Source organism: Roseivirga sp. (assembly GCF_034669765.1).
Classification (GTDB): Bacteria; Bacteroidota; Bacteroidia; order Cytophagales; family Cyclobacteriaceae; genus Roseivirga.
In genome coordinates, this window is record NZ_JAXMOQ010000006.1 from 117,443 (window position 1) to 140,435 (window position 22,993).

The following is a 22,993-nucleotide window of genomic DNA, read 5'->3' on the forward strand; positions in this document are numbered from 1 at the left end:
AATGACCACCGAGAACTTTTAAAGAATTGAGACGCCAACAGCAAAAGATTTAATGCTAAGATACGGCTTTCCTAAAACTGTAACTAAAAAAACTCTGCCCCCCTAAGTGCGACTTAAATTGCCAAAGCCCTTTGTTTATCTTACCGTTGAGGTAAGACGTACCTAAATCAAGGTAGTTTAATCCCTCCGCTCTGCAAAAATCATAAAGCCCTTCTGTGAGCAATACATTGGGACTCAACGGGTCATATTCAGAATGATGTGCGGGAGAGAAATTATAAAGAACACGATCGGAAGCCAGAATACCAACAGTGGCTGCAATGATTCGTTCGCCATCTTTCACAACAAAGGGAATATATGCTTCAGGGTTTACTTTTTGAGCCAATTTCATTTGTGGCCATTCCATTGAAAATTCATAACCCTTTTCCTGACGTTGGTTTTTCACAAAATCGAATACATCAGCCAACTTGTGCTTTGGAAGCCTGCTGAACTCAAAGCCAGCCTCTTGGCATTTTTTTAATTTCCTGACTTCCATTGAGGCTAATCCAAGCTCAAAAGCTTGATCATTAATCGGAATGGCTTGATATTCCAGTTTTTCTTCTAAGTCAAAACCAGCATAAACCAAGTTCTCCTTCAACAAGAGTGTATTGTCGAAATAACAATAGGGGGCCAATTTCATTTGAATTGAAGTCACTCCTTGCTCTTTGAGTTTTCTCAGTACTTCAAAAATAAAGAAAGTGATTTCTGTACTTGTCAAATCATCGGCCAAAGCAAAGCCACCGAAGGGAGCTCGGTAGGCACTGAATACAGTTCCTTCTTCTAAAGAAAAACCAATATGGCCTAACCCTATTACCGCTACGGGATCGAATAAATAGAAATGAATTTGCGGTAATAGATTGTTGCCGACAAGAAAATTAGGCTGTGTATAAAGCAATTCAGAAAATCCTTTTTTGGTGTTTTCTGGTAAAACCTCAGCCACTTTCAGGTTTCTCATTTGAACTCAGAACGTTTTCGTATGTAATCATTTTCATCGAACTCATCAGAAGCAAGTCCGATCATTATGGTGTTTTTGCTGAAAATCATTTTACCCCACCACATGGGTGGTATGTAAAGTGCCTTGTCGGCTTTGTCTAAAGTGCAATTAAAAAAATCTCCTTTTATCGACTCTAATAAAACCTGAATCTTACCCTTAATGGCAATAATTACCTGTTCACCTGTTTTATGTGCATGGTCTCCTCTCGTTTGTTGTTCAGGCAAATCATACAGCCAATACACGCGCTTGATTTCAAAAGGAATGCTCTTCAGTTCTTCTAAAAAAGTAAGATTCCCCCTCAAATCGGGTTTCGAATCGAATGTATACACTTCAGGTTTTTTCACAGCAGTTATTTATTCACTAAAGTAACAATTAATCTATTCTGTATCTTCGCGCGGTATGCTTTACCTTCTACTCGCTATACTTGGCAATGTTGCAGTATTCCTCTCATTTAGGTCGTTTACACGATTTAAAATCAACACCTTTCCTGCCATTGTTACCAATTATTTGGTTTGTGTAATTACTGGAAGCATCTATGTCGGTTTTAGCCATATCAAGTCAAATATCGCATTTGATCAACCTTGGTTCTATAGCGCATCAGCATTAGGCTTATTATTTATAGGCACATTTTACCTTATGGCCTTAACCACTCAATTGAGAGGTCTAGCAGTGGCTACAGTAGCCACCAAAATGTCACTTGCCATTCCAGTTCTATTTAGTTTGTTCATTCTTAAAATTGGGACTTCCGAACTGGGGGCTTGGAACTACATTGGTATTGTTACCGCTTTTGTAGCCATCTTTTTGGTATCGAAGAAAAAGATATCGCTAGAGGTAAAAGAACCATTATCTATTGGCTATGTGGCTTTACCCTTTGCTGTATTTTTATTGGGAGGAGCGCTGGACACTTGGTTAAATTACGCCAGCCAAAACCTAATTGAAGCGCATATAGAAGGCATTTACCCTATAATCACTTTTGGTACTGCCTTTATTATTGGCAGCATCTTGATTTTGGTAAGGAGAATAAAGGTGACCAAAAAAGACATCATAGGCGGCCTTTACCTCGGTATTCCAAATTATTTTTCAATCTACTTTCAAATCAAAGCGCTTTCTGCTTTCGACAATAATGGCGCAGTACTTTATCCTGTATTGAACATCGGAATCATCATTGCCTCAACAATTTTTGCCGCTTTCATTTTCAGAGAATACCCTAGCAAACTGAATATTATAGGGATAGTACTTGCTATTACAGCGCTTATTCTCATAAGCATATAAACAAAAATGGGCCGCCCGAAAGGACAGCCCATTTTTGTTTTCTCAAAGGAGATTGTTATTTTTTATCCTTATCGTCTGGCTTTCTTCGTGTAGTTGCCTTTTGTTCTGGATTGGCAATGGATTCTCTCATGTCCGTATCGGCCTGAATGTTTTCCATTTTATAATAATCCATAACTCCTAAACGACCGCTTCTGAATGCTTCAGCCAATGCTCTAGGAACTTCCGCTTCCGCTTCAATTACCTTAGCTCTTGCCTCTTGCGACTTGGCTTTCATTTCTTGCTCTTCGGCCACGGCCATTGCACGTCTTTCTTCCGCTTTTGCTTCAGCTACTTTCAAGTCGGCTTGTGCTTGGTCAGTTTGAAGTATCGCTCCAATGTTCACCCCTACGTCCACATCGGCAATATCGATAGATAAAATTTCGAATGCAGTTCCAGCATCCAAACCACGGCTCAATACTAGTTTCGAGATTTTATCTGGATTGGCCAACACTTCTTTATGTGAAGCCGCAGAACCAATAGAGGTTACAATACCTTCCCCTACTCTAGCTAGGATCGTGTCTTCACCAGCTCCACCCACCAATTGCTGAATGTTCGCTCTCACTGTCACTCTTGCTACAGCCACCAACTGAATACCATCGGCTGCCACAGCTGCCACTTTAGGTGTAGTTATTACTTTAGGATTTACTGAAATCTGAACTGCTTCAAATACATCTCTACCAGCAAGGTCAATTGCTGTAGCTTGCTTAAAGCCCAATGTGATGTTTGCTTTGTCGGCAGAAATTAACGCCTTAATTACTGATGGCACATGGCCTCCCGCTAAGTAGTGCGTTTCCAATTCATCTGTAGTCAATTCAAGCCCTGCTTTTGTTGCAGTAATCATTGAATCAATAATAATTCTTGGCGGCACTTTTCTTACTCGCATTAATACTAACGCCAATAAACTCACTCTTACACCAGAGAATCTGGCGGTAATCCAGAGTCCAACTGGTACAAAATAAAAAAAGGAGAAGAAGACAACTATGCCCGCTCCAACCGCTATCAAAACAATGTAATCCTGCATATCTTAGTTATTATTTAATAAATCTACTGTAATGCGGTTACCCACTAAATGGGTAATCTTAATTTTGCTCCCCGACTCAATGTGAAAGCCTGGAGAAGTTACTTCATAAGTCTTCTCTCCAAATTCAGCCTTGCCAATGGGTTTCAAATCCGAAATAGCAACACCAGTCATTTCTAGGACAAGCCCTTCAGAATACCCGTCATTCACTTTGGTGTTATTTGAACCTTTGAGTGAATAGCGTTCCCATGCCTTTGACTTAAAGCTAAAGTAAATAGCGATAGCTGACACGGCAAAAGAACCAACAAGTACATAATTACCAGCGGTTGACCCGTGATTTTCATAGGTTAAATACACCCCCACACAAGTCAACAAAAAACCTACAACTCCAACAATGGTAGTCCCGGGAACAAAAAGCAGTTCCACATAGATTAATGCTAACCCAATTACGACAAGTAATATTATTGTTATCCAATCGCTCATGAGCTCTGTTTAAACTTTTTCGAATATACTATTATTTACTCACATCAATATGCCTTTGCAAAAAGTACTCGACCTGTTGATGGTTTTCCAGAATAGATACAAACTCCTACTTCTTCCTTTCTATCTAAAGGAATACAACGGATAGTCGCTTTGGTCTCTGTCTTAATTTTATCTTCCGTTTCAGAAGTACCATCCCAATGGGCAGAAACGAAACCGCCTTGACCATCAAGCACCTTTTTGAAATCATCATAAGTATCAACTTCAGTGGTATTTTCCGCTCTGAAGTCGAATGCCTTTTGATAAATAGAACTCTGAATTTCGTCCAATAAAGCTTCCACCTTATCCGCCAAGTTATTTTCTAAATTGAAAAGTTCCTTGACACCTGTGTCTCTTCGGGCAATTTCAACAGTGTTGCTCTCTAAGTCTTTCGGGCCTATAGCCAACCTTACCGGCACACCTTTCAATTCCCATTCAGCAAACTTGAAACCAGGCTTGTAAGTATCTCTGTTATCGAATTTAACAGAAATACCTTTGGCTTTTAAGCCTTTGGTTAGTTCTGCTACTTTATCAGAAATGGTTTGAAGCTGTTCTTCTCCTTTATATATAGGTACAATTACCACCTGAATTGGAGCCAATTTTGGAGGAAGCACCAGGCCTTGATCATCTGAATGCGCCATAATCAGTGCTCCGATTAATCTAGTGCTCACTCCCCACGAAGTACCCCAAACGTATTCTTGAGTTCCTTCTTTGGTGGCGAACTTTACATCGAAAGCCTTTGCGAAATTCTGCCCTAAGAAGTGAGAAGTTCCAGCTTGAAGTGCCTTCCCATCTTGCATCAAAGCTTCGATACAATAGGTTTCTACAGCACCCGCAAACCTTTCGCTTTCGGATTTTATCCCTTTTACCACAGGCATCGCCATGAACTCTTCAGCAAACTCAGCATAAATGTTCATCATTTGCACAGACTCGTCAATAGCTTCTTGCTTGGTAGCATGCGCTGTATGTCCCTCTTGCCAAAGGAATTCGGTTGTTCTTAAGAAAAGACGCGTGCGCATTTCCCAACGAACAACATTTGCCCATTGATTAATAAGAAGCGGTAAATCTCTATAAGACTGAACCCAGTTTTTATAAGTACTCCATATCACTGTTTCAGAAGTCGGTCTCACAATAAGCTCTTCTTCTAATTTAGCATCGGGATCAACCACTACTCCATTTCCATTCGGGTCATTCATCAATCGATAATGAGTCACTACTGCACATTCCTTTGCGAAACCCTCTACGTGATCTGCTTCCTTACTCAGGTATGATTTCGGAATGAAAAGAGGGAAGTATGCATTCACATGCCCTGTCTCTTTGAACATTCGATCAATCTCTGCCTGCATTTTCTCCCAGATGGAAAAGCCATAAGGCTTAATCACCATGCAACCACGAACGGGTGAGTTTTCAGCTAAATCTGCTTTTTTTACCAGTTCATTGTACCACAATGAGTAATCTTCACTTCTTTTTGGTAATCCTTTGCTCATATCAGTTGTTTGGTATGAATCTTGTTTGTTAATGGTTGTTAAAATAGTTGATACAAAGATATATCATTCGATTATTTTATCGACCAATTTTGATAAATACACGTTAACTTAAAAAAGCCAAGGAGGAAACATCATGAAAAAACGAGACTACATCCGAATTTTAATGGCACCACTTAGCATGCTTACCGTGTTTGCATGCTCACCAAACCAATTTCAATCTACCCAAGAGTATGATGATGTATACTTTACATCAGCAGACAGAACCAGTAAACCAACGATTATTGAATCGACACAAGAAATTGAGTCATCCAACGAAAAAGCATTTTCGTTAGGCGATTATTCAAGCGAATCGGTAGATCCTACATTGGTAAGTAAATACAACAATAGCCAAGATGGAGAAGTAGTTTATTATGAGGAAGGCCCCATTGTTAAGCAAGCCAGAGACTTGAACTACGATGACTTTATTTATGACTATGAAAACGAAAATTTAGAGTACTATGAATTGCCTCTAGATTGGAATACAGACTGGGATAAATGGAGTTTCAATAAGCTTATGGTGAATGATTTCCAATTTCAATTGGCTTGGTATGAACAATACTATTTAAACCGTGATTTCAGAATGAACAACTACCTATCAGGTAGATATGGCAGCAGGAGAAACGGAGGAACTGTACCGAGAGTTGGTCTAGATTTATTTGGAGCAAGTTCGTTTTACCATGGTTTCGGTGTAAGTATGTCATTTGTTAGTTTAAATAACTTCTATCGCCCATCAAATCTATTTTGGGCGCCAGTATATGACCCATTCTGGAGCTATGGTGGTTACTATTCACCATACTACAGCTCATTTAACTATGGTCGTTACCCTCCTTATGGCTGGGACAGATGGAACAGATTCCCACCTTATTACAACCCTAACAGGTATTACACCAGTAATTATTACTATAACAATGATGGAAATTTGATAAACCGAGATGGCAGAGATATAACAAGAGGCGGTAGGATAAGCTCAACTTCTGTAAGCAGCGTTAGAACTGATGCTATCAATGGCTCAACGCCTAATACACGTTCGTCAAGATATGCCAGTGATTTAGGAGCCAGAGGGTCAAGAGCAGCGGGTTCAGATGGTTTTCAAGTAGTTGGCGGAAGAAATAGCTCAACAGCTACTTCATCTAGTAATGCGAGAAGCTCTAGAGTAAACACTAATGCTTATCAGTTTTCAAATGATAGCCGATTAACACGCTCAAACGTAGTTAGAAGTAGTAACGCGAGAAGCAGTAGATCTCAAACTTATGCGGATTCTAGGTCAGCATCAAGTTCTCGAGTTACTTCAGGAAGAAGTAGCTCATCAAACAGTAACTTATTCAGCAGATCAAGCTCTACAAGGTCAGCTACACCAAGTTATAGCCGCTCTTCAAGTAGCAGCAGAAGCTCAGGCGTTTCGAGCGGTAGGTCTTCTTCTAGTTCATCTAGAAGTAGCGGAGTTTCTTCTGGTAGAAGCAGCGGCAATAGCAGCTCATCTTCGAGTAGTAGATCATCTGGAACGGTTAGCAGTTCTTCTTCAAGAAGTGGAAGCTCTAGTTCTAGCAGCAGATCTGGTAATAGTAGTAGCTCAAGCTCAACTAAAAGTAGTTCATCAAGAAGCGGAAGAGGTAATTAGTAATACTCACAAAAAACTCACAAAACATGAAACTTGGAATAAAGCTTATTATGATAAGCCTTGGCGTGGTTTGCCTATTTCAAACCTCTCAGGCACAGATTCAACAAGGATCTTTTGGCTATTATAACGATGCCTTAAGGTATAGTCAGTTGCAGAATTTTGGAACAGCACGGTTCTCAGCTTTGGCTGGTTCAGGCTCGGTGTTAGGGGGCGACATTAGTTCTGCCATTTATAATCCCGCAGGGCTAGGCGTATTCAATAGGTCTCAATTTACTTTCACCCCAGGCTTCTCTTCATTACAAACTGAGGGCGATTCCTTTGGCAGCACCAATAAGGATGAAGCTAATAAGTTCTCCATTGCCAATTTAGGCGTAGTGATCAATTTCAATAAAGGGGATTTAATCCCAGGTTCATTTAGAGGTGGTTCATTGGCCATCACCTATAATAGAATCAACGACTTTAATAGGAACGTGCTATCAAGTGGCTACAATGGGGATAATTCCATTATCGACAATATGCTTCAGCAGGCAGACGGTTTTTTTCCTGATGAACTCAATGGGATTGCTCAAACTGGATATGATCATTACATCATCAACCCCGATCCGAATGACCAAACACTTTATCATTCACCAGTACTGGGTTTCCCAACACAAACCGAAACAATTAGAACCAAAGGCTATACTGATCAAGTGAACATTGCCTACGGAACCAATTTTGATGATAAAATATATTTAGGCGCTGGAATGGGGATTACATCTTCTAACTATTCGAACAGTAGAATTTATACTGAAAGCTTCAATAACGAACCGCTTTCTTCATTTACAATTGATGAAAGACTAGAATTAAACGGAACGGGAGTGAACTTCAATATTGGCGCGATTGTTCGTCCAGTAGATGTATTAAGAGTCGGTCTATCTTATACCTCTCCTACTTTTTATAGTTTCAATGAGGAAGGCGATAATGTATACACTTCTGAATGGAACAATTACGATGTTTCAAATTTCAGAGATGATCAGAATAACCGTTTGATATTAGAGGACACTGTTTTGAACACTTTACAAACGGCCACTGACATATTTGTTTCCACCTTCAATTTAAGAACACCTGCAAAGCTTAACGCTGGGCTGGCCTTTTTCTTCAACAAAAATGGCTTTATCACTGCCGATATTGAGCACTTAAATTATGCGAACGCAAATGTATCGTCAAGTGATTTCTTTTCTGGAAATGATAACACCACAATTGAAAACATTTACAACTCTGTAACCAACATCAAACTAGGCGGGGAATACCGCTACGAAATGTTCAGGTTTAGAGTAGGTTATGCAAATTATGGCGACCCTTACAAGAGTAATTTTGACGGAGTAGATTTAGATAGATCAAAAAAGATCGTCTCAGGAGGATTAGGAATCAATATGGGCAAATACTTCTTTGACTTTGCTCTTGTCAATACCAAATACGATGAGTCATTTAGAAGCTATAGAATGGCGGTACTTGAAGACTCACCATTGACAACGATCAAGCACAATTTCACAAATGCCAAACTGACTTTCGGGTTGAATTTCTAGGTCTATTTTAAGACTTCAAATACGAGATAATCTTATCCAATGTGATTCGGTTGTCTCGTATTTTTATTTTGGCCTCATTGTAAAAGGCCAGTCTATTTTCCGCTAAATCACGCACTTCTTGAATCAAATCTTGTTGATCGTAGCTTTTGAATAATGGCCTTTTTTCAACGCCCTGATCTAATATTCTTAAGGCCAAATCTCCAGGGCTCACATCTAAAAATAGGGTAGTCCCGGTTTCATTCATGTGATCCATGTTGAAATGAAAGCAAGGTGCTCCACCTCCTGTAGCCATCACAAATTGTTCATTTGCGGCAGTAATGTTTCTTAGGGTTTCTTTTTCTTTGATTCTGAAGTTTCCTTCCCCTTGAAAACTGAAATAATCAGGAATAGATTGGCCTACAACTTTTTCAATTTCAGCATCCAAATCTATGAACTGGATACCCAAGTGCTCCGCCAATTGCTTACCCATTGTTGTTTTGCCAGAGGCTGGCAATCCTACTAAATAAATCCTATGGACTTGACTCATCTATCTGAAGTTCGACATTAAATCGCTGGCAGACGGAATATCATTATTGTGCCATTTCTTAATTATGGTTCCGTTTTCAACAAGCACCAATCCCGGATTTGAACGAATCATGGTTTTGAGTAAAGTAGCATCAGAGTATACATAAGGAATGGCCAATTGAACACTGTGCCGTAATGTTTCAAACTGTTCACCTGACGAGGAGGTAAGGGCAATTACCTCCACTTCACTTCCTAGTGCACTAATCAAAGTGTTCAAATCGACATATGATTTCTCATTCGTTTTCTCGGCTTCATGAATGACCACCAATAATTTTCTTCCTGTCAAAATATTCTGAGTTTCATCTGCCGTATCGCTCCACATGGCAAAGTTGGTAATCTTCGGCACCTCATTTGGTTCATTCGGTGGCGGCAGCATCTCGGTTGGAATGTGAGTACCTTCCTTATAGGCCCTGAAATCAATAAAAGGTAAATGAGCAATGGCTAAAAATGAAATCACCAAGCAAAATACAAGCGCCCCTGCCAAGGCAATGGACTTGTTTTTAAGGGCTGAGGTAATCTCTTCCTTCTTCCGATTAAAGAACAGCACCAGAATTAAGACCAACAGAATAATATCTTTGGTAAACGACTCCCAAGGAGTAAGCTTTATAGCATCCCCAAAACAACCACAGTCGGTTACTTTATTGAAATAGGCCGAATAAAAAGTGAGGAAGGTAAAAAAGACGATCATAACCAAAAGCAACTTGGTCACGATTTGCGGTTTATACTTCAATAAAACAGCAAGCCCGAGTACAATTTCAAGAGTGGAAAGTAAAACTGAAAGGAATAATGCAGCTGGTTTTAGTGCTTCAAAAAATGGAGCAATATCTACCGAGAAAACGGTAAAATATTCTTCCAATTTTATTTGTGTTCCAACGGGATCGTTGATCTTAATAAGGCCAGAGAAAATAAAAAGTGCTCCAACCAAATACCTTGAAATTGTGGTCAATAGTTTCATGATTTTGAAAATTTCATTAAGATCAAACAAAACACTGCATAGTTGATCATGTCTTGATAATTGGCATCAATTCCTTCAGAAATAATAGTCTGCCCCTGATTGTCTTCAATCTGCTTCACTCGCAGTAATTTCATTAGAATAATATCGGTCATAGAACTTACACGCATATCACGCCAAGCTTCACCGTAATCGTGATTTTTGTCCATTAGCAGATTAAAAGTGCTTTCTATCTTTTCGTCATACAAGGGTTCCAAAGTTTCCACCTCCATTTCGAAAGGGTCATTCTCACCCAATTCCATTTGAATAAGGGCGATAACACAGTAGTTTATAATCCCAATGAACTCTCCAGCGATATCATCCCCTACCTTCTGATTTCCTTTATTTTGAATGGATTGTATACGCTTGGCCTTGATAAAAATCTGATCGGTGATAGAGGGCAGCCTGAGTATTCTCCATGCCGTTCCGTAATCTTTGGTTTTCTTAAGAAATATGTCTTTACAGGCCTCTATAACTTGCTTATATTCGCCTACCGTTTGCTCCTTCAAGTTGAGTGATTTTAATTGCTAAAGGGAATTTTTGAAAGCGAAAGATAAAATATTTCAGGTTAAAAAGACATTGAACTTACGTGGAAATCTAGTTTCGCTCGATAGGCCAGCAGTAATGGGTATTTTAAACATTACCCCCGATAGCTTTTATTCCCTTGGCCGGCAAAACACCGAAAAAGAAATTCTTTCTGCCGCAGAAACCATGTTGGCAGATGGTGCTCTCATTCTCGATATCGGTGGTTATTCATCTCGGCCTAATGCTGAAGACATAAGTGCAGCAATAGAAACAGAGCGTATCAGTAAAACGATAGCCCTTGTCATCAAAGAATTTCCAGAAGCCTATATCTCTATCGACACCTTTAGAAGTTCGGTAGCCAAGATTGCAATTGACCAAGGCGCCTGTATCATCAACGATATTTCTGGTGGAACTTTGGATGCCGAAATGTTTGAGGCAGTAGCCAAATTAAATGTGCCCTACATTATGATGCATATGAGGGGTACTCCTCAAAACATGGTCAATCATACCGATTACAAAAATCTATTAAAAGACATTACTTTATTTTTTAGCGAAAGAGTAGAAAAGCTACGTAAAATGGGAGTGAAGGACATTATTCTTGATCCTGGCTTTGGTTTTTCGAAAACTGCGAAACAGAGTTATGAGATTCTCCAAAATTTGGATTATTTTAAAGGAATGAGGTTACCTTTACTCGCTGGCTTATCCAGAAAGTCTATGATCTATAAAACTTTAGACATTTCGGCTGAGGAAGCACTCAATGGCACTACGGCTTTAAACATGGCAGCACTTATTAATGGTGCTTCAATACTTAGAGTACACGATGTAAAAGCCGCTGTAGAAACAGTTCAATTATATAAAGCAATATATCCTTGATTTACGCTTTTAAAATAGGATTTCTGGACGTACGATGGGTCGATATTATCGACATCCTGCTCGTAAGTGTATTGCTATATCAGGTTTACAAGCTCTTAAAGGGTAGTGTAGCTGTTCGGGTTCTAATCGGTTTCCTTTCGCTTTACCTTATTTACTTAGTAGTAAGGGCTGCCCAAATGGAATTACTTGCTGGTATTTTAGGCCAGTTTATGGGCGTAGGTGTTTTGGCTGCCATTATTATTTTCTCTCAAGAGATCAGAAAATTCTTGCTTATTTTAGGTAAAACTTCATTCCGAAAAAATGGAGTCTTTGAATCGCTATTGATTTGGCGGAAAAAGAAACCCAAGATTAACATGAACCTCACTGCAGTAATTGAGGCCTCAAAAAACCTATCAGGTTCAAACACTGGAGCTTTGATGGTGTTTTCAAGAAATACAGAATTAAAGTTTTATGCCGATTCTGGTGACCTTTTAGATGCCTTTATTTCTAAAAGGTTACTGATTTCTATTTTCAATAAATACAGCCCGCTCCACGATGGGGCCGTGATTCTGTATGAAGGAAAAATTAAAGCGGCTCGTTGCCTTTTGCCAGTAAGCGAAAATGAAAATCTACCAGCCCAATACGGCTTACGACACAGAGCGGCATTGGGAATGTCTGAGGCTACCGATACACTCATCCTTATCGTTTCAGAAGAAACTGGACAAATGTCAATCGCTAGAAACGGAAAAATATTCAGTAACCTTTCCGCACCAGAAATTCGAAAGAAGCTCAACAAATACCTGAGTGAGGAAGAAGAGGAAGCTCCAGAAACAGGTAAAAAAGAAAACTTAGAAGCCGCTTCTTAACTCTTCTAGAACTCTTTGAATTTCACCCAAAGAAGTACAGGATTCTGAGAAGACTTTATTCCTTCCAGACTTGTCCCATCATGCAGCTTATAACGTTCCTTACCTAGGTCAGTTAGCAGTTGAGGTAAATCTTCTGGTTGGAGGCTAAATAACATTCTATCACCTTCCCAAGCCAAAGGAGCAAGCGAGTATTGTTGATCATCCTCCATTTTTAAATCTAATATTTCATAGCCCCTAGTCCTCCTATTCAATACTAATTGAGAATGGTTGGTAAGAGAGGTATAGTAATTAAGATAAATCAGCTCATCGTTTACAAAAGGATTCATCGCCCAAACTAGTCCTTCTTCACGAATGCGACTCATCATGCTTGGATCATCCATTGTCACGCCTTCTCCATTCCAAAACCAATCCTTGCCAAAGTCTATTTGAGCTATTGTTTTGCTCCCCTTGTCTTTCAAATAGAAAATGGTGTCACTTAATACTGAATGATATGTCAAATCTTCCTTATAGGGTTTAAAGCTATTAATTGATAAAAGCATCGGCACCCTCAAAAGTCCTGTATTTGGGTTTGCCATGGCTTCAACATTAAACTCCTTATCCATAAAAAGAACGTTGTAAAAAAGACTGTCTTGATAAGGATAGTAATTCATATTGGCCACATATCCGTCTTGGTATGGAAACAAGTGTGTCGGTTTGAAAGGAAGATTGATGCGATCGATCTCTTCGCCTTCAATATTATAGGTTACCAAACGCTTATTAAAATAGATGGAGATAGAGTCTGAGTTTGTCCAAGAGCTTTGAATGAACTGATATTCCTTTAAGCTACTCCCTTTATGGCTAAACTCATTAATGAATTTCCCGTCTTGGGTATAAGTAAGAACCTCTCCTTTTCGGGCAGTAGTAAAAAAAAGCTTACCATCATCTCCTCTTTCAAACGATAAAATATCATTCAACTTGGCTTCTTCTGTTTCTTCCAAAGCCATGATTTCAACATTCTCAATTATATCTGCTAATGCGGTAAGTTTATTTCCCACATCAATCGGATAGGCGCGAAACTGGTCATCATTTACCGCAACTGATGTGGTATTTTCTGACTTACTTTCTGAACACGAAATGGCCAAAAGGCCTACTAAAACGAATTGTAATGCTGCTTTTACTTTCAATTTCATTCTTAAATTGTTTGTACTGACTAGTTAAAGTCTTTGAACTTCACCCACAATAATACTGGGTTTTCTGAAGATTCTATACTTTCTAGCGTACTCCCTTTCTTGAAAGCTGCGTTTTCAGAACCAATTTCCTTTATAAATTCGGCCAAATCGTAAGAATTCACACTAACGAGCAATATGTCTCCTTCCCATCGAATAGAGACAAAAGCATAATTCTCTTCCGCATTCTTTTTATTGTCTATTTGATAATACTTACCTGAATTTCGATCTACCAGCAGCCAGAATGCTTCTGAAAAACCTGTATTGAAGCTCATATAAATTTTTGAATTACCCACCTTAGGATTGAAAATCCATACTTTCCCGCTTTCCTGGATACTATTCATCGCCTTTTGCCCATCAGCCCTCATTTCTTCATCATTCCATAAATATTCTGAGCCAAAATCAAGCTTGAGCAATGGCTTGATAGATTTATCACTAATATGAAAAATGGTATCCCCAAAAATCCCCTTGTACAAGAGGTCATCACCATAAGCCGCCAAACTGTTTACGCTACTCACAATAGGAAAAGGCACTACGTCTTTATATGGGTTCTTCATCCCCTCAATCTTCAACTGACCGTCATAGAAAACGATATTAAATTTAAGCGAATCGTTGATCGGTATTCCACTCATATCACCTACATAGCCGCCTTGATATGGATACAGATGGGTAGACTTAACGCTCGGTTTTAGTTGACCTAGATAAGTTCCTTCAGAGTCATACTTATTAACGTTCCCGCGCTGACCATCATGAATAAATAATGTGTCGTCTTTTAGCCAAAGGTTTTGCAAGCTTCCATATTCTTCAGGCCCATCACCTTTTCTATTGAAAGTGGAAACGAACTTCCCTTCATTAGAATAAACAAAAACATCACCCTCTGATCCGCTAGGGAAAACGATTCTGTCGCTTGTTTGAGAAAAATTATATACCCCGCTCAACAATCCTTCATCTGTTTCCTCCAAACCCATTATTTCAACGGATTCAATCATTTCAGAGAGTTTCCGTTTCTCCGATTCGATGGACAAAGGAATCACTTTAAACTCGTCATTGGCTTGATTTTTCTCTTCCGTAGTATTCTCTTTTTGACCACCACAGGCGGTAAACAATGCGGCAACTAATAGTGCTGGAAAAACTCGTTTCATATATTCTAAATTGTTATTTCAGTTCCTTAAACTTCACCCATACCAACACTGGATTCTCAGAGGACTCAATCTTTTCTAAAGTAGTGCCTTGGCGAAATTTCACCTTATCCTCCCCTAATTCTTCAATAAGAAAAGCTACACTTGTAGATGGTAAGCTGCAAAGAATTCTATCTCCATCCCATTGAATAGGCAAGAGCCCAAGCGTTTCTTGATTCTCCAAGGAAAAGTCAATGGTTTCATACAGACCAGTTTTCCTATCAATCCATACATAACCTGTGTGGTTTCTATAAGAGGCTAATATAGTTTCTGAACCCACGTAAGGCTTAATTGTCCATACCAATTCTTTGTTCCTCATTACTTCCCTATTTTTAACCCGATCTAAACGATCAGCATCATCCTTCCAGCCCCACTTACTTCCAAAATCAAGGCTGAACAGAGGTCTGGCATCCTTATCCTCCAAAACAAAAACAGTATCACTGAATGGGTCATGGTAAACTATTGTATTTTTATAGTCTGCAAAACTATTGGCTCCAATAAGGCCTACTTCATGCCGTTTTGATGGATTCATCATTGACCTAAGCCTCATAGCTGAGTCAAGCAACATAATACTGTGATGGACAGGCCCTTCAGTAAAAGTTTGACTTAAGTCCAATGCATAACCTCCCTCATAAGGGTAAGCATGAAAGGGGGAAATTGGAAGATTCTCTTTGGCTAAAAACACCCCTTCTAAATCATACTGTATAATAAAACGACCTAAAGAATATAACCCAATACGTCCATTTTTCACCCAAAAATTACTAAACCTTATATATTCCTCTGGCCCCTCACCTTTATGGTTGATTCTTCTGACCAACTCTCCTGTTTCGGAAAAAACAAAAATATCTGGTTTAGACATTCCAGCCACAAAATACTGGCCTTGAGAATGACCGATAAAGGCCAGATTGGTTAATAAAGATTCAGGAGTTTCCTCTAGCCTCATCACCTCCACTTCTTCAACCAAATCAAAAAAAGAAGTGGGTGCTTTTTCTGGATCTATGGAGTAGAATCTAAAATCATCGATGTTTTTTGCTAAAATACTCTCCTTTTCGCTCTTGTTAGAGCAGGACATTAAACCGAAAAAAAACAAAGCATAACAGGCGGTAAGTCTTATATAAAATATTTTCATACTTTAAAATAAGTACTCAAAGCTCAATATTATAGTTATATGCCTTCAACAACATAATTCATGTATTCAATCCTGATTTCCTTGTACTCAAAGTCAGGCATGAAAACACTATTTAAACTTCACCCATACCAGCACTGGATTCTCAGAGGACTCAATCTTTTCTAAAGTAGTGCCCTCACGGTAATTGATTTGATTTTCATCCAAGGCTGATAAAATGTTAGGAACATCGGCTGTGGTGACAGAGAACATCAATCTATCCTCCTCCCAGCCCAGATAGTAAAACTCTTCACTCACAGATTTGCCCTTCGGCATTCCCATTCGCTTGACCTTACCAGTCATTCTGTCAATTAAAAAATACTCCCAATGCGAATAGCCAATCAAGGCATCTGCATAAATGTATTTTTGCCCAATCGACATGCCTATTGTCCAAGCTTTATTCTCGGCTTCTACTTTCTGCCAAACCTCAGAAGTAGGTTCAGGTTTGTCTGCCCAAAACCAATTCTCCTTAAAATCAAAATGCACCAAAGGAGCGAGTTTATCATTTGTATAGGCGTAAATAGTGTCGCTGAAAACCCTGAAAAGCCGCACACCATCTTGGTAGGGAATAACTGTTGAGTAAGCAATAAACCACGGCATTTCATCAGGAGCATTGTCGTATTTCAGAAATGCTTTTTCAAGCTTCAAATCTTTGTCCAGCTTCGCGAATTTGTAATAAGAGGTGTCATTGATAGGGAGGTAATTCATTTCAGCAACGTAGCCATCCTTATAGGGCCGAATATCTCCAACCCGAAGTTGATCGGGTAATTTACGTGAGTCGACAAAATCGCCTTCAGGAGTGTAACGATAGATTACCGATTTGGGCATTGAATACACCGTGACCAAGCCGCTCTCTATCCATAAACTTTCGATTGATCCATACTCTTCTGGCCCCTGACCTTGTCGGTTTATTTTATTCTTGAAATTTCCATTTTCGTCAAAAAAGTAGATTGTCATATGCTCATCCGTCCCCATCTTTTTATCTGTATGAAAGACAAAGCCATCATCGAGCCTATTGATTTTGCGGATTGTAGATAAAAGCGACTCATCGGTTTCTTCGAATTGCATCAACTCTACTGATTCAACCATGTCGATAAAATTCTCTTTGGGCAAATCCAAATCGAGATGATATGATTTGAAGTCGTCCAAGTCCGTGACCTCCTTGTCATCAACCCTTCCCTTTTCAGCGCAGCCTAAAACAAGCACAAGGATCAAAAAACTGAATAATTTATTCTTCATTTCTAAAATCTAGTTACTCAATACTATCTACTCTCTACTTAAACTTCACCCACATCAACACTGGGTTTTCGGAAGATTCGATTTCTTCTAAAGTGGTGCTTGGACGGAATTTGATTTGATCTTCGTTAAGCTCGGAGAGAAAAGAGGCTACGTCTGGAGATTGAATGGTAAATATCATTTGTTCATTGTCCCAGCGGAGGGCGATTGCCACACTGTTAGACTTATCTGCTTTTCTCATATCCACATTATGAACAGTTCCTGCGCCACGGTCAATAAAAAAATTTGGTGATACCCTCCCTTCAACGGAACCTGTATATGGTAGCACCCAAATTCGATTTGCTCCAATCTTGGCATCGGCAGACCAAACCTTCTCAGTGTTTCCCATTTCTGAAACAAACTGCTCTGTAACATCTCGGCTCTCTTTCCAGTACCAATCGTTACCAAAGTTCAAGTGTAAGAGTGGAGTAAAGCCTTTATCGCTCATATAATGAACAGTGTCGCTCATCGCCCTATGAAGTATCACCCCATTCTTATAAGGTGCTACTGAGTTGGTGCTTAAAGAAATCCCAATTGCCATTCGATTGTCCACTGGCAAATACATTCCGTTTGGTTTTAAGTTCCTATCCAGTGTCGCATATCTATAGCGAGAAGTATCGTTAATAGGGCGATAATTCATATCCATCGCATAACCCTTGTTATAACTAAGAACATGACCAGGAGATGCTGGCAATCTTTCCGATCGAATAAAGTCGCCTTCCAGATTATAGCGCATAACGGTAGATTTGTTCATCGAGTAAATGGCCAATGTATCTCCTTCTAACCACAAATCTGTGATATTCAAATACTCCTCTGGGCCTTCTCCTTTCCTATTGATCTTGCGAACAAAATTTCCTTTAGAGTCAAAAACAAATACATCATCTTCTCTTCCACTGGTGAACACCAATTCGCCTTTCGTATGATCGATGGCATAGATATAAGACAATAATGAGTTATCGGTTTCCTCCATCCGCACCAATTCCACCGATTCAATTAAATCGGAAAAACGCTCTACAGGGAGATCCATATCCAGACGGTAGGACTTAAAATCATCGGTAACCACTACGGCTTCAATTTCTTCTTCAGAAGTGTTTTTTGAGCATGAAAATGTGACCAACAGTAGGAGAAAAAATAGGCTAAACTGCTTCATAGTTTTTTAATGTTGAAGGAAGTTTGAACTTGATTAATGAGCCAAACATTCACTAACAAGAATAACTAAAAGAATAGTCGTATCAAAAAAATAGCAGATCAAATTTGATATTGTGTATTCTAAAGTTTTCTATTGAAATAAGGGAAAAAACACAACAGCTTGCTCAAATAGACTCACAGCCAAATCAAGGCCATTCCCATTTTATGGTCTGAAAAAAACCGTGATTAAATCTGCTCTCAACATGACTTATATCATTATTCGGTAAAGGGATACCCACTAACTTCATGATATGAAAGCAAAAGCATTTAAGCTGCTGATCGTTTGCGGCTTGTGTCTGATAATCATCACAGGGATTGTGCTTTTATTAGAAACCATCTAACTATTGAGATTATGAAAAAGAACATGGGAAGTGCAGATAAAGCAGTAAGAATTTTACTCGTAGTTGCGATTGCGATACTTTATTTTAGCAACATAGTGACGGGCACATTGGGCACCGTATTGCTAGTTTTGGCGGCAGTATTTCTTCTGACCAGCTTGGTGAGCTTTTGCCCACTTTATACGCTTGTAGGACTCAATACTTGTCCGGCAAAAAAGTAACATAAAAAGAGGCCATCAGATTGAATCCAATGGCCTCTTCACTAAAAACCATAAGAGATTTTCATTTTTTTGAAAAGTCCTTGATACGAATGCGCACTAAAACTGGGTTTTCGGACGAGGCTATTTCTTCTAAACTGGTACCTCCACGGAAAGACCAATTTTTTGCACTAGCTTCAGTTACCAAACCAACGGCATCCATTGAAGGAAGAAATGCATAAAAAGTGTCATCAGACTCCCAATGGCTAACCTCCAAATCAAAGGATTCTTTTTTAGAAGTTCTTTCAAGATCAATGAGAATGGTTTCAGCATTTCTTCTGTCAATCACATGTTCCAACCTTAGCTTGCCACTTTTTCCATAGAGTGATGAGGTAATAATATACCGTGAACCTACTTTAGGCTTAATCGACCAAACCTTCTCCCCATCTCTTAAGCCTTTGATTACATCCGGACCAAACGGGTCGTAATTGTCCCAATGCCAATTGTTGCCAAATTCGAAATGTATAAATGGAACGAATCTATCCTTCTGATAAAAATAGACAGTATCAGAGTATGCCCTATAGTATCCAATTGACTTCTTATACTCAAACAGTGGACTTGGTGAAAACATGGTGGCAACGGGAGCTTTCGTAAATGGCAAATACTTTCCAGTAATGCCCATATTCCCATCAAGTCTTACCACTTTATACTTGGACTGATCTTCAAGACTGTTGAAGTTCATATCGAGGAAGTAGTTTCCAGAATTACCCAAAGCATGCCCCGCAGTCAATTTCAGTTTACTGCTATTCGCGAAATCACCGTTGAGCCGATAGCGTTTGATGTCTTTTAAAGAGGTATGGACAGCTATTAAGTCGCCTTCTATCCAAATGTCTTTGATTGCAGGATATTCTTCGGGAGCACTTCCTTGTCGGTTGATTCGATTGATGAATTTACCTTGGGTGCTAAATACGAAGATGTCGCCTTTGAATCTATCGCCCATAAACACGAACTTATCTCCAACTACATGAACACCTCCAACGCTCCCCAGTAAAGACTCCTGAGTCTCTTCTAAATTGATGAACTCAACTTCGTCAATGAGGTCAGTGAGTTTGATTTTTCGATCATTCTTGCTCAGGTCATAAGACACGAAGGAGTCCGAGACTTTTCCCTGCCCAATAACTTGAGCAGAGAAAAGGCACATGATAGCTAAGATTTGTAGACAACGAATTAGCTTTATTTGATCATAAATATTCTGCATATAGCAATATAATCAACAACAGACTATACCGCATATTCAAATAGTGATGAACGGACTGGTTTTGTTAAATCACTCCTAAATCTTTACCCACTTCGGTAAAGGCTTGAATGGCTTTGTCTAAGTGATGTCTTTCGTGCCCCGCAGAAACTTGAACTCTAATTCTCGCCTGGCCTTTAGCCACTACAGGGAAGAAGAAACCAATTACGTAAATGCCTTTTTCTAAAAGTGCATCGGCCATTTTTTGGGCCAATTTGGCATCGTAAAGCATTACAGGCACAATGGCATGTTCGCCCGGCTTAATGTCAAAACCAGCTTCGGTCATTTTACTTCTGAAGTACTTGGTGTTTTCCTCCAATTTATCGCGAAGAGTGGTGGCTTCAGAAAGCATATCGAATACCGCGATGGATGCCCCCACAATAGAAGGCGCCAAAGTGTTAGAAAATAAATAAGGTCTTGAACGCTGACGAAGAATTTCGATCACTTCTTTTTTTGCTGAGGTAAATCCACCAGAAGCACCACCCAAAGCTTTACCCAATGTACCAGTGATAATATCTACACGGTCCATGCAGTTTCTGAATTCATGAACACCTCTACCTGTTTTGCCCATAAAGCCTGTTGAATGACATTCGTCTGTCATCACCAAAGCTTTGTATTTATCGGCCAGATCACAGATTTTATCCAATTGTGCAATCGTGCCATCCATTGAGAAAACACCATCAGTAACAATGATTTTATTTTGTGCTCCCTTAGCATCCGCATCTTTCAATTGCTGCTCAAGGCTGTTCATGTCATTATGATCGTAACGGAAGCGCATCGCTTTACACAAACGCACACCATCAATAATTGAAGCATGGTTTAGCGCATCTGAAATAATTGCGTCTTCGGCACCCAACAATGGCTCAAAAACACCACCATTCGCATCGAAAGCCGCAGCATAAAGAATGGTATCTTCCATGCCCAAAAATTCTGAAATCTTTTGCTCTAGCTCCTTGTGAATGTCTTGTGTTCCACAAATAAAACGAACCGAAGACATACCGAAACCATGGGTATCGATGGCTTTTTTGGCCGCTTCAAGCACCCTTGGATGAGAAGATAGACCTAAGTAGTTATTCGCACAAAAGTTGATTACTTCTCTTCCATCGGCAGTTTTGATGTCGGCCGCTTGGGGAGTCGTAATAATTCTTTCTTTTTTATAAAGTCCGGCTTCTTTGATCTCTGCTAGTTCAGCCTGAAGTTTGGGTTGGAGTGTATCGAACATAATTAATTTGTTTTCGGTTTTGGTCTCATCATCACTTTAGGTCGAGCGGCTTGCACAGTTGTCGCTGCCTTTTCAGGCGCTTCTTCTTTTAATGGAAATGCTCTCCTAATGGGATTGATCAGGTATAATTTCTGAGCTGTAAAGCTATTTGGGTGCATTTGGTCATACAAAGCTTTGAATTTAGACCATTGTTCTGGTTGCCCTTTTTGAAAAGCAGCCGAGTCAATTTTCTTGTCTTTTAAATAAGTTTCAAAGCCCTTGATTTCCATTGCAATGCAAATATAAAAAATATGGGTTCCGAACGACTATTCGTGTCGGCAAAGGTTTTACTTATTCTATTGCATTCACTAATATTGCAGCACAAAGTGGTAGCGAGTTATGAGGATTTAACCTCCTCAAGGTCTTCCTACCGTTCAGAAACTTTCTATTCTTAAAGCAGAAAAAGAAGAATAGATTTCTGATTCAACGATTACAACTAAAATTAAGAAGCAAATGACTAGAGTACTTATCATCGGAGCGAGTGGACAATTAGGATCGGAACTGACTATTGCGCTCGGTGAGGTTTTTGGAAACGAAAACATCATTGCTTCTGACATTTCTTCGCCTCACGCCAACATTGCTGGTTTTACTTTCGAAAAACTAGATGTAATGAATGCGGCTCAGTTAAAGGAAGTTGTTGAAAGACATTCGATCACACAGATTTATCATTTGGCGGCCATCCTTTCTGCCAAAGGCGAATCTAACCCTCAATGGGCTTGGAACTTGAACATGACCAGCTTATTGAATGTGTTGGAGTTGGCCAAAGAGAAAAAACTAGACAAAATTTACTGGCCAAGTTCTATTGCCGTTTTCGGGCCGAACACCCCTCTGGACAATACGCCTCAATTCTGCGAGAAAGACCCCAATACCGTGTATGGCATTAGTAAACTCGCTGGCGAAAGATGGTGTGAGTACTACTTCGAGAAATACGGTGTGGACGTTCGAAGCATTAGGTACCCAGGACTTATCGGCTACAAATCATTACCAGGTGGTGGAACCACAGATTACGCTGTAGAGATTTATCACAAAGCATTAAAGGGAGAGAAATTTACCTGTTTCTTGAAAGAAGACACGGCCTTGCCAATGATGTATATGCCGGATGCGATTAAGGCGACCATCGACTTAATGCAAGCACCAGCAGAGCAAGTGAAAGTACGCTCTAGCTACAACTTGTCGGCCATTAGCTTTACGCCAAAAGAAATGGCAGCCTCTATTCAAAAGCAAATGCCTGAATTCGAAATCGATTATGCGCCAGACTTCCGTCAGGCCATAGCCGATAGCTGGCCAAACACCATTGACGATTCTCAAGCCAGAGCAGATTGGGGTTGGAAACACGATTTCAGCCTTGATGCCATGACTGAAGACATCCTTGAGAACCTACCACCAATTTTGGATAAGTTTTAGGGATTGGTTTATTAGTCATTAGTCACCACTGTCGCAGGTGCTCCGATTTATCTACCCAGCCTACTTTCGCAGGTTCTCTGAACCTGTGACTACTTATGGACAC

The 22,993-nt window shown here is 39.6% G+C and carries 23 protein-coding genes; 7 read left to right on the top strand and 16 right to left on the bottom strand.

What is annotated here, in order from left to right; translation table 11 throughout:
• Window positions 1-55 precede the first annotated feature (55 nt).
• Together VOI17_RS13215 and VOI17_RS13220 are read right to left on the bottom strand one after the other, a co-directional pair.
• Window positions 56-991, bottom strand: a complete 936-nt coding sequence (locus tag VOI17_RS13215; RefSeq protein ID WP_323757693.1) for a GNAT family N-acetyltransferase — start codon at window positions 989-991, stop codon at window positions 56-58.
• The gene (locus VOI17_RS13220; RefSeq protein WP_323757694.1) at window positions 988-1,374 is read right to left on the bottom strand and encodes an FdtA/QdtA family cupin domain-containing protein; all 387 of its coding nucleotides are present in this window, start codon (window positions 1,372-1,374) and stop codon (window positions 988-990) included. Before VOI17_RS13220 ends, VOI17_RS13215 begins: the two co-directional genes overlap by 4 nt.
• Window positions 1,375-1,429: 55 nt before the next feature.
• Between VOI17_RS13220 and VOI17_RS13225 the strand changes: the two genes are divergently transcribed.
• Window positions 1,430-2,302, top strand: coding sequence for a hypothetical protein (locus tag VOI17_RS13225; protein WP_323757695.1), 873 nt, complete (start codon window positions 1,430-1,432; stop codon window positions 2,300-2,302).
• Window positions 2,303-2,357: 55 nt separating this feature from the next.
• Here VOI17_RS13225 and floA read toward each other — a convergent pair whose 3' ends face one another.
• Genes floA through proS form a run of 3 tightly spaced genes read right to left on the bottom strand, consistent with a single transcriptional unit; the run spans window position 2,358 to window position 5,365 of the window.
• Window positions 2,358-3,362 (bottom strand): flotillin-like protein FloA, encoded by a 1,005-nt coding sequence (floA, locus tag VOI17_RS13230; RefSeq protein ID WP_323757696.1) that lies wholly within the window; start codon window positions 3,360-3,362, stop codon window positions 2,358-2,360.
• Window positions 3,363-3,365: 3 nt separating this feature from the next.
• Complete coding sequence (locus tag VOI17_RS13235) at window positions 3,366-3,842, bottom strand: NfeD family protein (RefSeq protein WP_323757697.1); 477 nt, start codon at window positions 3,840-3,842, stop codon at window positions 3,366-3,368.
• Window positions 3,843-3,886: 44 nt separating this feature from the next.
• A complete protein-coding gene (gene proS, locus VOI17_RS13240; protein ID WP_323757698.1) occupies window positions 3,887-5,365 on the bottom strand; it encodes a proline--tRNA ligase in 1,479 nt (492 codons plus the stop codon).
• A 133-nt stretch (window positions 5,366-5,498) separates the two neighbouring features.
• Here proS and VOI17_RS13245 point away from each other — a divergent pair, with 133 nt between their 5' ends.
• Window positions 5,499-7,022: a hypothetical protein gene (locus VOI17_RS13245; RefSeq protein WP_323757699.1), complete on the top strand. Its 1,524-nt coding sequence runs from the start codon at window positions 5,499-5,501 to the stop codon at window positions 7,020-7,022.
• 26 nt (window positions 7,023-7,048) lie between these two features.
• On the top strand, window positions 7,049-8,587 hold the full coding sequence (locus tag VOI17_RS13250; protein ID WP_323757700.1) for an outer membrane protein transport protein: 1,539 nt from the start codon (window positions 7,049-7,051) through the stop codon (window positions 8,585-8,587).
• Window positions 8,588-8,594: 7 nt separating this feature from the next.
• Here VOI17_RS13250 and VOI17_RS13255 read toward each other — a convergent pair whose 3' ends face one another.
• From VOI17_RS13255 to VOI17_RS13265, 3 genes are read right to left on the bottom strand one after another with little or no spacing between them, the layout of a single operon-like run.
• Window positions 8,595-9,113 carry a shikimate kinase gene (locus VOI17_RS13255; RefSeq protein WP_323757701.1) on the bottom strand — a complete coding sequence of 173 codons (519 nt, stop codon included), beginning with the start codon at window positions 9,111-9,113 and terminating at the stop codon, window positions 8,595-8,597.
• The gene (locus tag VOI17_RS13260) at window positions 9,114-10,106 is read right to left on the bottom strand and encodes a DoxX family protein (RefSeq protein ID WP_323757702.1); all 993 of its coding nucleotides are present in this window, start codon (window positions 10,104-10,106) and stop codon (window positions 9,114-9,116) included. It lies immediately after the preceding gene.
• Complete coding sequence (locus VOI17_RS13265; RefSeq protein WP_323757703.1) at window positions 10,103-10,651, bottom strand: DUF1599 domain-containing protein; 549 nt, start codon at window positions 10,649-10,651, stop codon at window positions 10,103-10,105. The genes VOI17_RS13260 and VOI17_RS13265 overlap by 4 nt, the downstream gene beginning before the upstream one ends.
• Before the next feature lie 31 nt (window positions 10,652-10,682).
• Here VOI17_RS13265 and folP point away from each other — a divergent pair, with 31 nt between their 5' ends.
• Window positions 10,683-11,540 carry a dihydropteroate synthase gene (gene folP / locus VOI17_RS13270; RefSeq protein WP_323757704.1) on the top strand — a complete coding sequence of 286 codons (858 nt, stop codon included), beginning with the start codon at window positions 10,683-10,685 and terminating at the stop codon, window positions 11,538-11,540.
• Complete coding sequence (cdaA, locus tag VOI17_RS13275; RefSeq protein ID WP_323757705.1) at window positions 11,537-12,385, top strand: diadenylate cyclase CdaA; 849 nt, start codon at window positions 11,537-11,539, stop codon at window positions 12,383-12,385. The genes folP and cdaA overlap by 4 nt, the downstream gene beginning before the upstream one ends.
• A 5-nt stretch (window positions 12,386-12,390) precedes the next feature.
• Here cdaA and VOI17_RS13280 read toward each other — a convergent pair whose 3' ends face one another.
• The 5 genes from VOI17_RS13280 to VOI17_RS13300 form a co-directional block, all read right to left on the bottom strand.
• Complete coding sequence (locus tag VOI17_RS13280; RefSeq protein ID WP_323757706.1) at window positions 12,391-13,554, bottom strand: 6-bladed beta-propeller; 1,164 nt, start codon at window positions 13,552-13,554, stop codon at window positions 12,391-12,393.
• Window positions 13,555-13,574: 20 nt separating this feature from the next.
• A complete protein-coding gene (locus VOI17_RS13285) occupies window positions 13,575-14,732 on the bottom strand; it encodes a 6-bladed beta-propeller (protein ID WP_323757707.1) in 1,158 nt (385 codons plus the stop codon).
• 13 nt (window positions 14,733-14,745) lie between these two features.
• Complete coding sequence (locus VOI17_RS13290) at window positions 14,746-15,897, bottom strand: 6-bladed beta-propeller (protein WP_323757708.1); 1,152 nt, start codon at window positions 15,895-15,897, stop codon at window positions 14,746-14,748.
• Window positions 15,898-16,005: 108 nt separating this feature from the next.
• Window positions 16,006-17,172, bottom strand: a complete 1,167-nt coding sequence (locus VOI17_RS13295) for a 6-bladed beta-propeller (RefSeq protein WP_323757709.1) — start codon at window positions 17,170-17,172, stop codon at window positions 16,006-16,008.
• Window positions 17,173-17,206: 34 nt separating this feature from the next.
• A complete protein-coding gene (locus tag VOI17_RS13300; RefSeq protein ID WP_323757710.1) occupies window positions 17,207-18,358 on the bottom strand; it encodes a 6-bladed beta-propeller in 1,152 nt (383 codons plus the stop codon).
• A 390-nt stretch (window positions 18,359-18,748) separates the two neighbouring features.
• On the opposite strand from VOI17_RS13300, the gene VOI17_RS13305 reads away from it, so the two are divergent.
• Window positions 18,749-18,955, top strand: coding sequence for a DUF2892 domain-containing protein (locus VOI17_RS13305; protein ID WP_323757711.1), 207 nt, complete (start codon window positions 18,749-18,751; stop codon window positions 18,953-18,955).
• Window positions 18,956-19,016: 61 nt separating this feature from the next.
• Here the strand turns inward: VOI17_RS13305 and VOI17_RS13310 are convergent, their stop codons facing one another.
• The 3 genes from VOI17_RS13310 to VOI17_RS13320 form a co-directional block, all read right to left on the bottom strand.
• On the bottom strand, window positions 19,017-20,132 hold the full coding sequence (locus VOI17_RS13310) for a 6-bladed beta-propeller (RefSeq protein WP_323757712.1): 1,116 nt from the start codon (window positions 20,130-20,132) through the stop codon (window positions 19,017-19,019).
• A gap of 121 nt (window positions 20,133-20,253) precedes the next feature.
• Entirely contained in the window at window positions 20,254-21,447 is a 1,194-nt protein-coding gene (gene kbl / locus VOI17_RS13315; RefSeq protein WP_323757713.1) for a glycine C-acetyltransferase, read from the bottom strand.
• 2 nt (window positions 21,448-21,449) lie between these two features.
• Complete coding sequence (locus tag VOI17_RS13320; RefSeq protein WP_323757714.1) at window positions 21,450-21,716, bottom strand: hypothetical protein; 267 nt, start codon at window positions 21,714-21,716, stop codon at window positions 21,450-21,452.
• A gap of 223 nt (window positions 21,717-21,939) precedes the next feature.
• On the opposite strand from VOI17_RS13320, the gene VOI17_RS13325 reads away from it, so the two are divergent.
• On the top strand, window positions 21,940-22,890 hold the full coding sequence (locus VOI17_RS13325) for an NAD-dependent epimerase/dehydratase family protein (protein ID WP_323757715.1): 951 nt from the start codon (window positions 21,940-21,942) through the stop codon (window positions 22,888-22,890).
• Window positions 22,891-22,993 lie beyond the last annotated feature (103 nt).

Bases quoted from the DNA above. Each gene is read 5' to 3' on its own strand.
- VOI17_RS13215 (WP_323757693.1), bottom strand. From the start codon at position 991: ATGAGAAACCTGAAAGTGGCTGAGGTTTTACCAGAAAACACCAAAAAA.
- VOI17_RS13225 (WP_323757695.1), top strand. From the start codon at position 1,430: ATGCTTTACCTTCTACTCGCTATACTTGGCAATGTTGCAGTATTCCTC.
- floA (WP_323757696.1), bottom strand. From the start codon at position 3,362: ATGCAGGATTACATTGTTTTGATAGCGGTTGGAGCGGGCATAGTTGTC.
- VOI17_RS13235 (WP_323757697.1), bottom strand. From the start codon at position 3,842: ATGAGCGATTGGATAACAATAATATTACTTGTCGTAATTGGGTTAGCA.
- proS (WP_323757698.1), bottom strand. From the start codon at position 5,365: ATGAGCAAAGGATTACCAAAAAGAAGTGAAGATTACTCATTGTGGTAC.
- VOI17_RS13245 (WP_323757699.1), top strand. From the start codon at position 5,499: ATGAAAAAACGAGACTACATCCGAATTTTAATGGCACCACTTAGCATG.
- VOI17_RS13250 (WP_323757700.1), top strand. From the start codon at position 7,049: ATGAAACTTGGAATAAAGCTTATTATGATAAGCCTTGGCGTGGTTTGC.
- VOI17_RS13255 (WP_323757701.1), bottom strand. From the start codon at position 9,113: ATGAGTCAAGTCCATAGGATTTATTTAGTAGGATTGCCAGCCTCTGGC.
- VOI17_RS13260 (WP_323757702.1), bottom strand. From the start codon at position 10,106: ATGAAACTATTGACCACAATTTCAAGGTATTTGGTTGGAGCACTTTTT.
- VOI17_RS13280 (WP_323757706.1), bottom strand. From the start codon at position 13,554: ATGAAATTGAAAGTAAAAGCAGCATTACAATTCGTTTTAGTAGGCCTT.
- VOI17_RS13285 (WP_323757707.1), bottom strand. From the start codon at position 14,732: ATGAAACGAGTTTTTCCAGCACTATTAGTTGCCGCATTGTTTACCGCC.
- VOI17_RS13290 (WP_323757708.1), bottom strand. From the start codon at position 15,897: ATGAAAATATTTTATATAAGACTTACCGCCTGTTATGCTTTGTTTTTT.
- VOI17_RS13295 (WP_323757709.1), bottom strand. From the start codon at position 17,172: ATGAAGAATAAATTATTCAGTTTTTTGATCCTTGTGCTTGTTTTAGGC.
- VOI17_RS13300 (WP_323757710.1), bottom strand. From the start codon at position 18,358: ATGAAGCAGTTTAGCCTATTTTTTCTCCTACTGTTGGTCACATTTTCA.
- VOI17_RS13305 (WP_323757711.1), top strand. From the start codon at position 18,749: ATGAAAAAGAACATGGGAAGTGCAGATAAAGCAGTAAGAATTTTACTC.
- VOI17_RS13310 (WP_323757712.1), bottom strand. From the start codon at position 20,132: ATGTGCCTTTTCTCTGCTCAAGTTATTGGGCAGGGAAAAGTCTCGGAC.
- kbl (WP_323757713.1), bottom strand. From the start codon at position 21,447: ATGTTCGATACACTCCAACCCAAACTTCAGGCTGAACTAGCAGAGATC.
- VOI17_RS13320 (WP_323757714.1), bottom strand. From the start codon at position 21,716: ATGGAAATCAAGGGCTTTGAAACTTATTTAAAAGACAAGAAAATTGAC.
- VOI17_RS13325 (WP_323757715.1), top strand. From the start codon at position 21,940: ATGACTAGAGTACTTATCATCGGAGCGAGTGGACAATTAGGATCGGAA.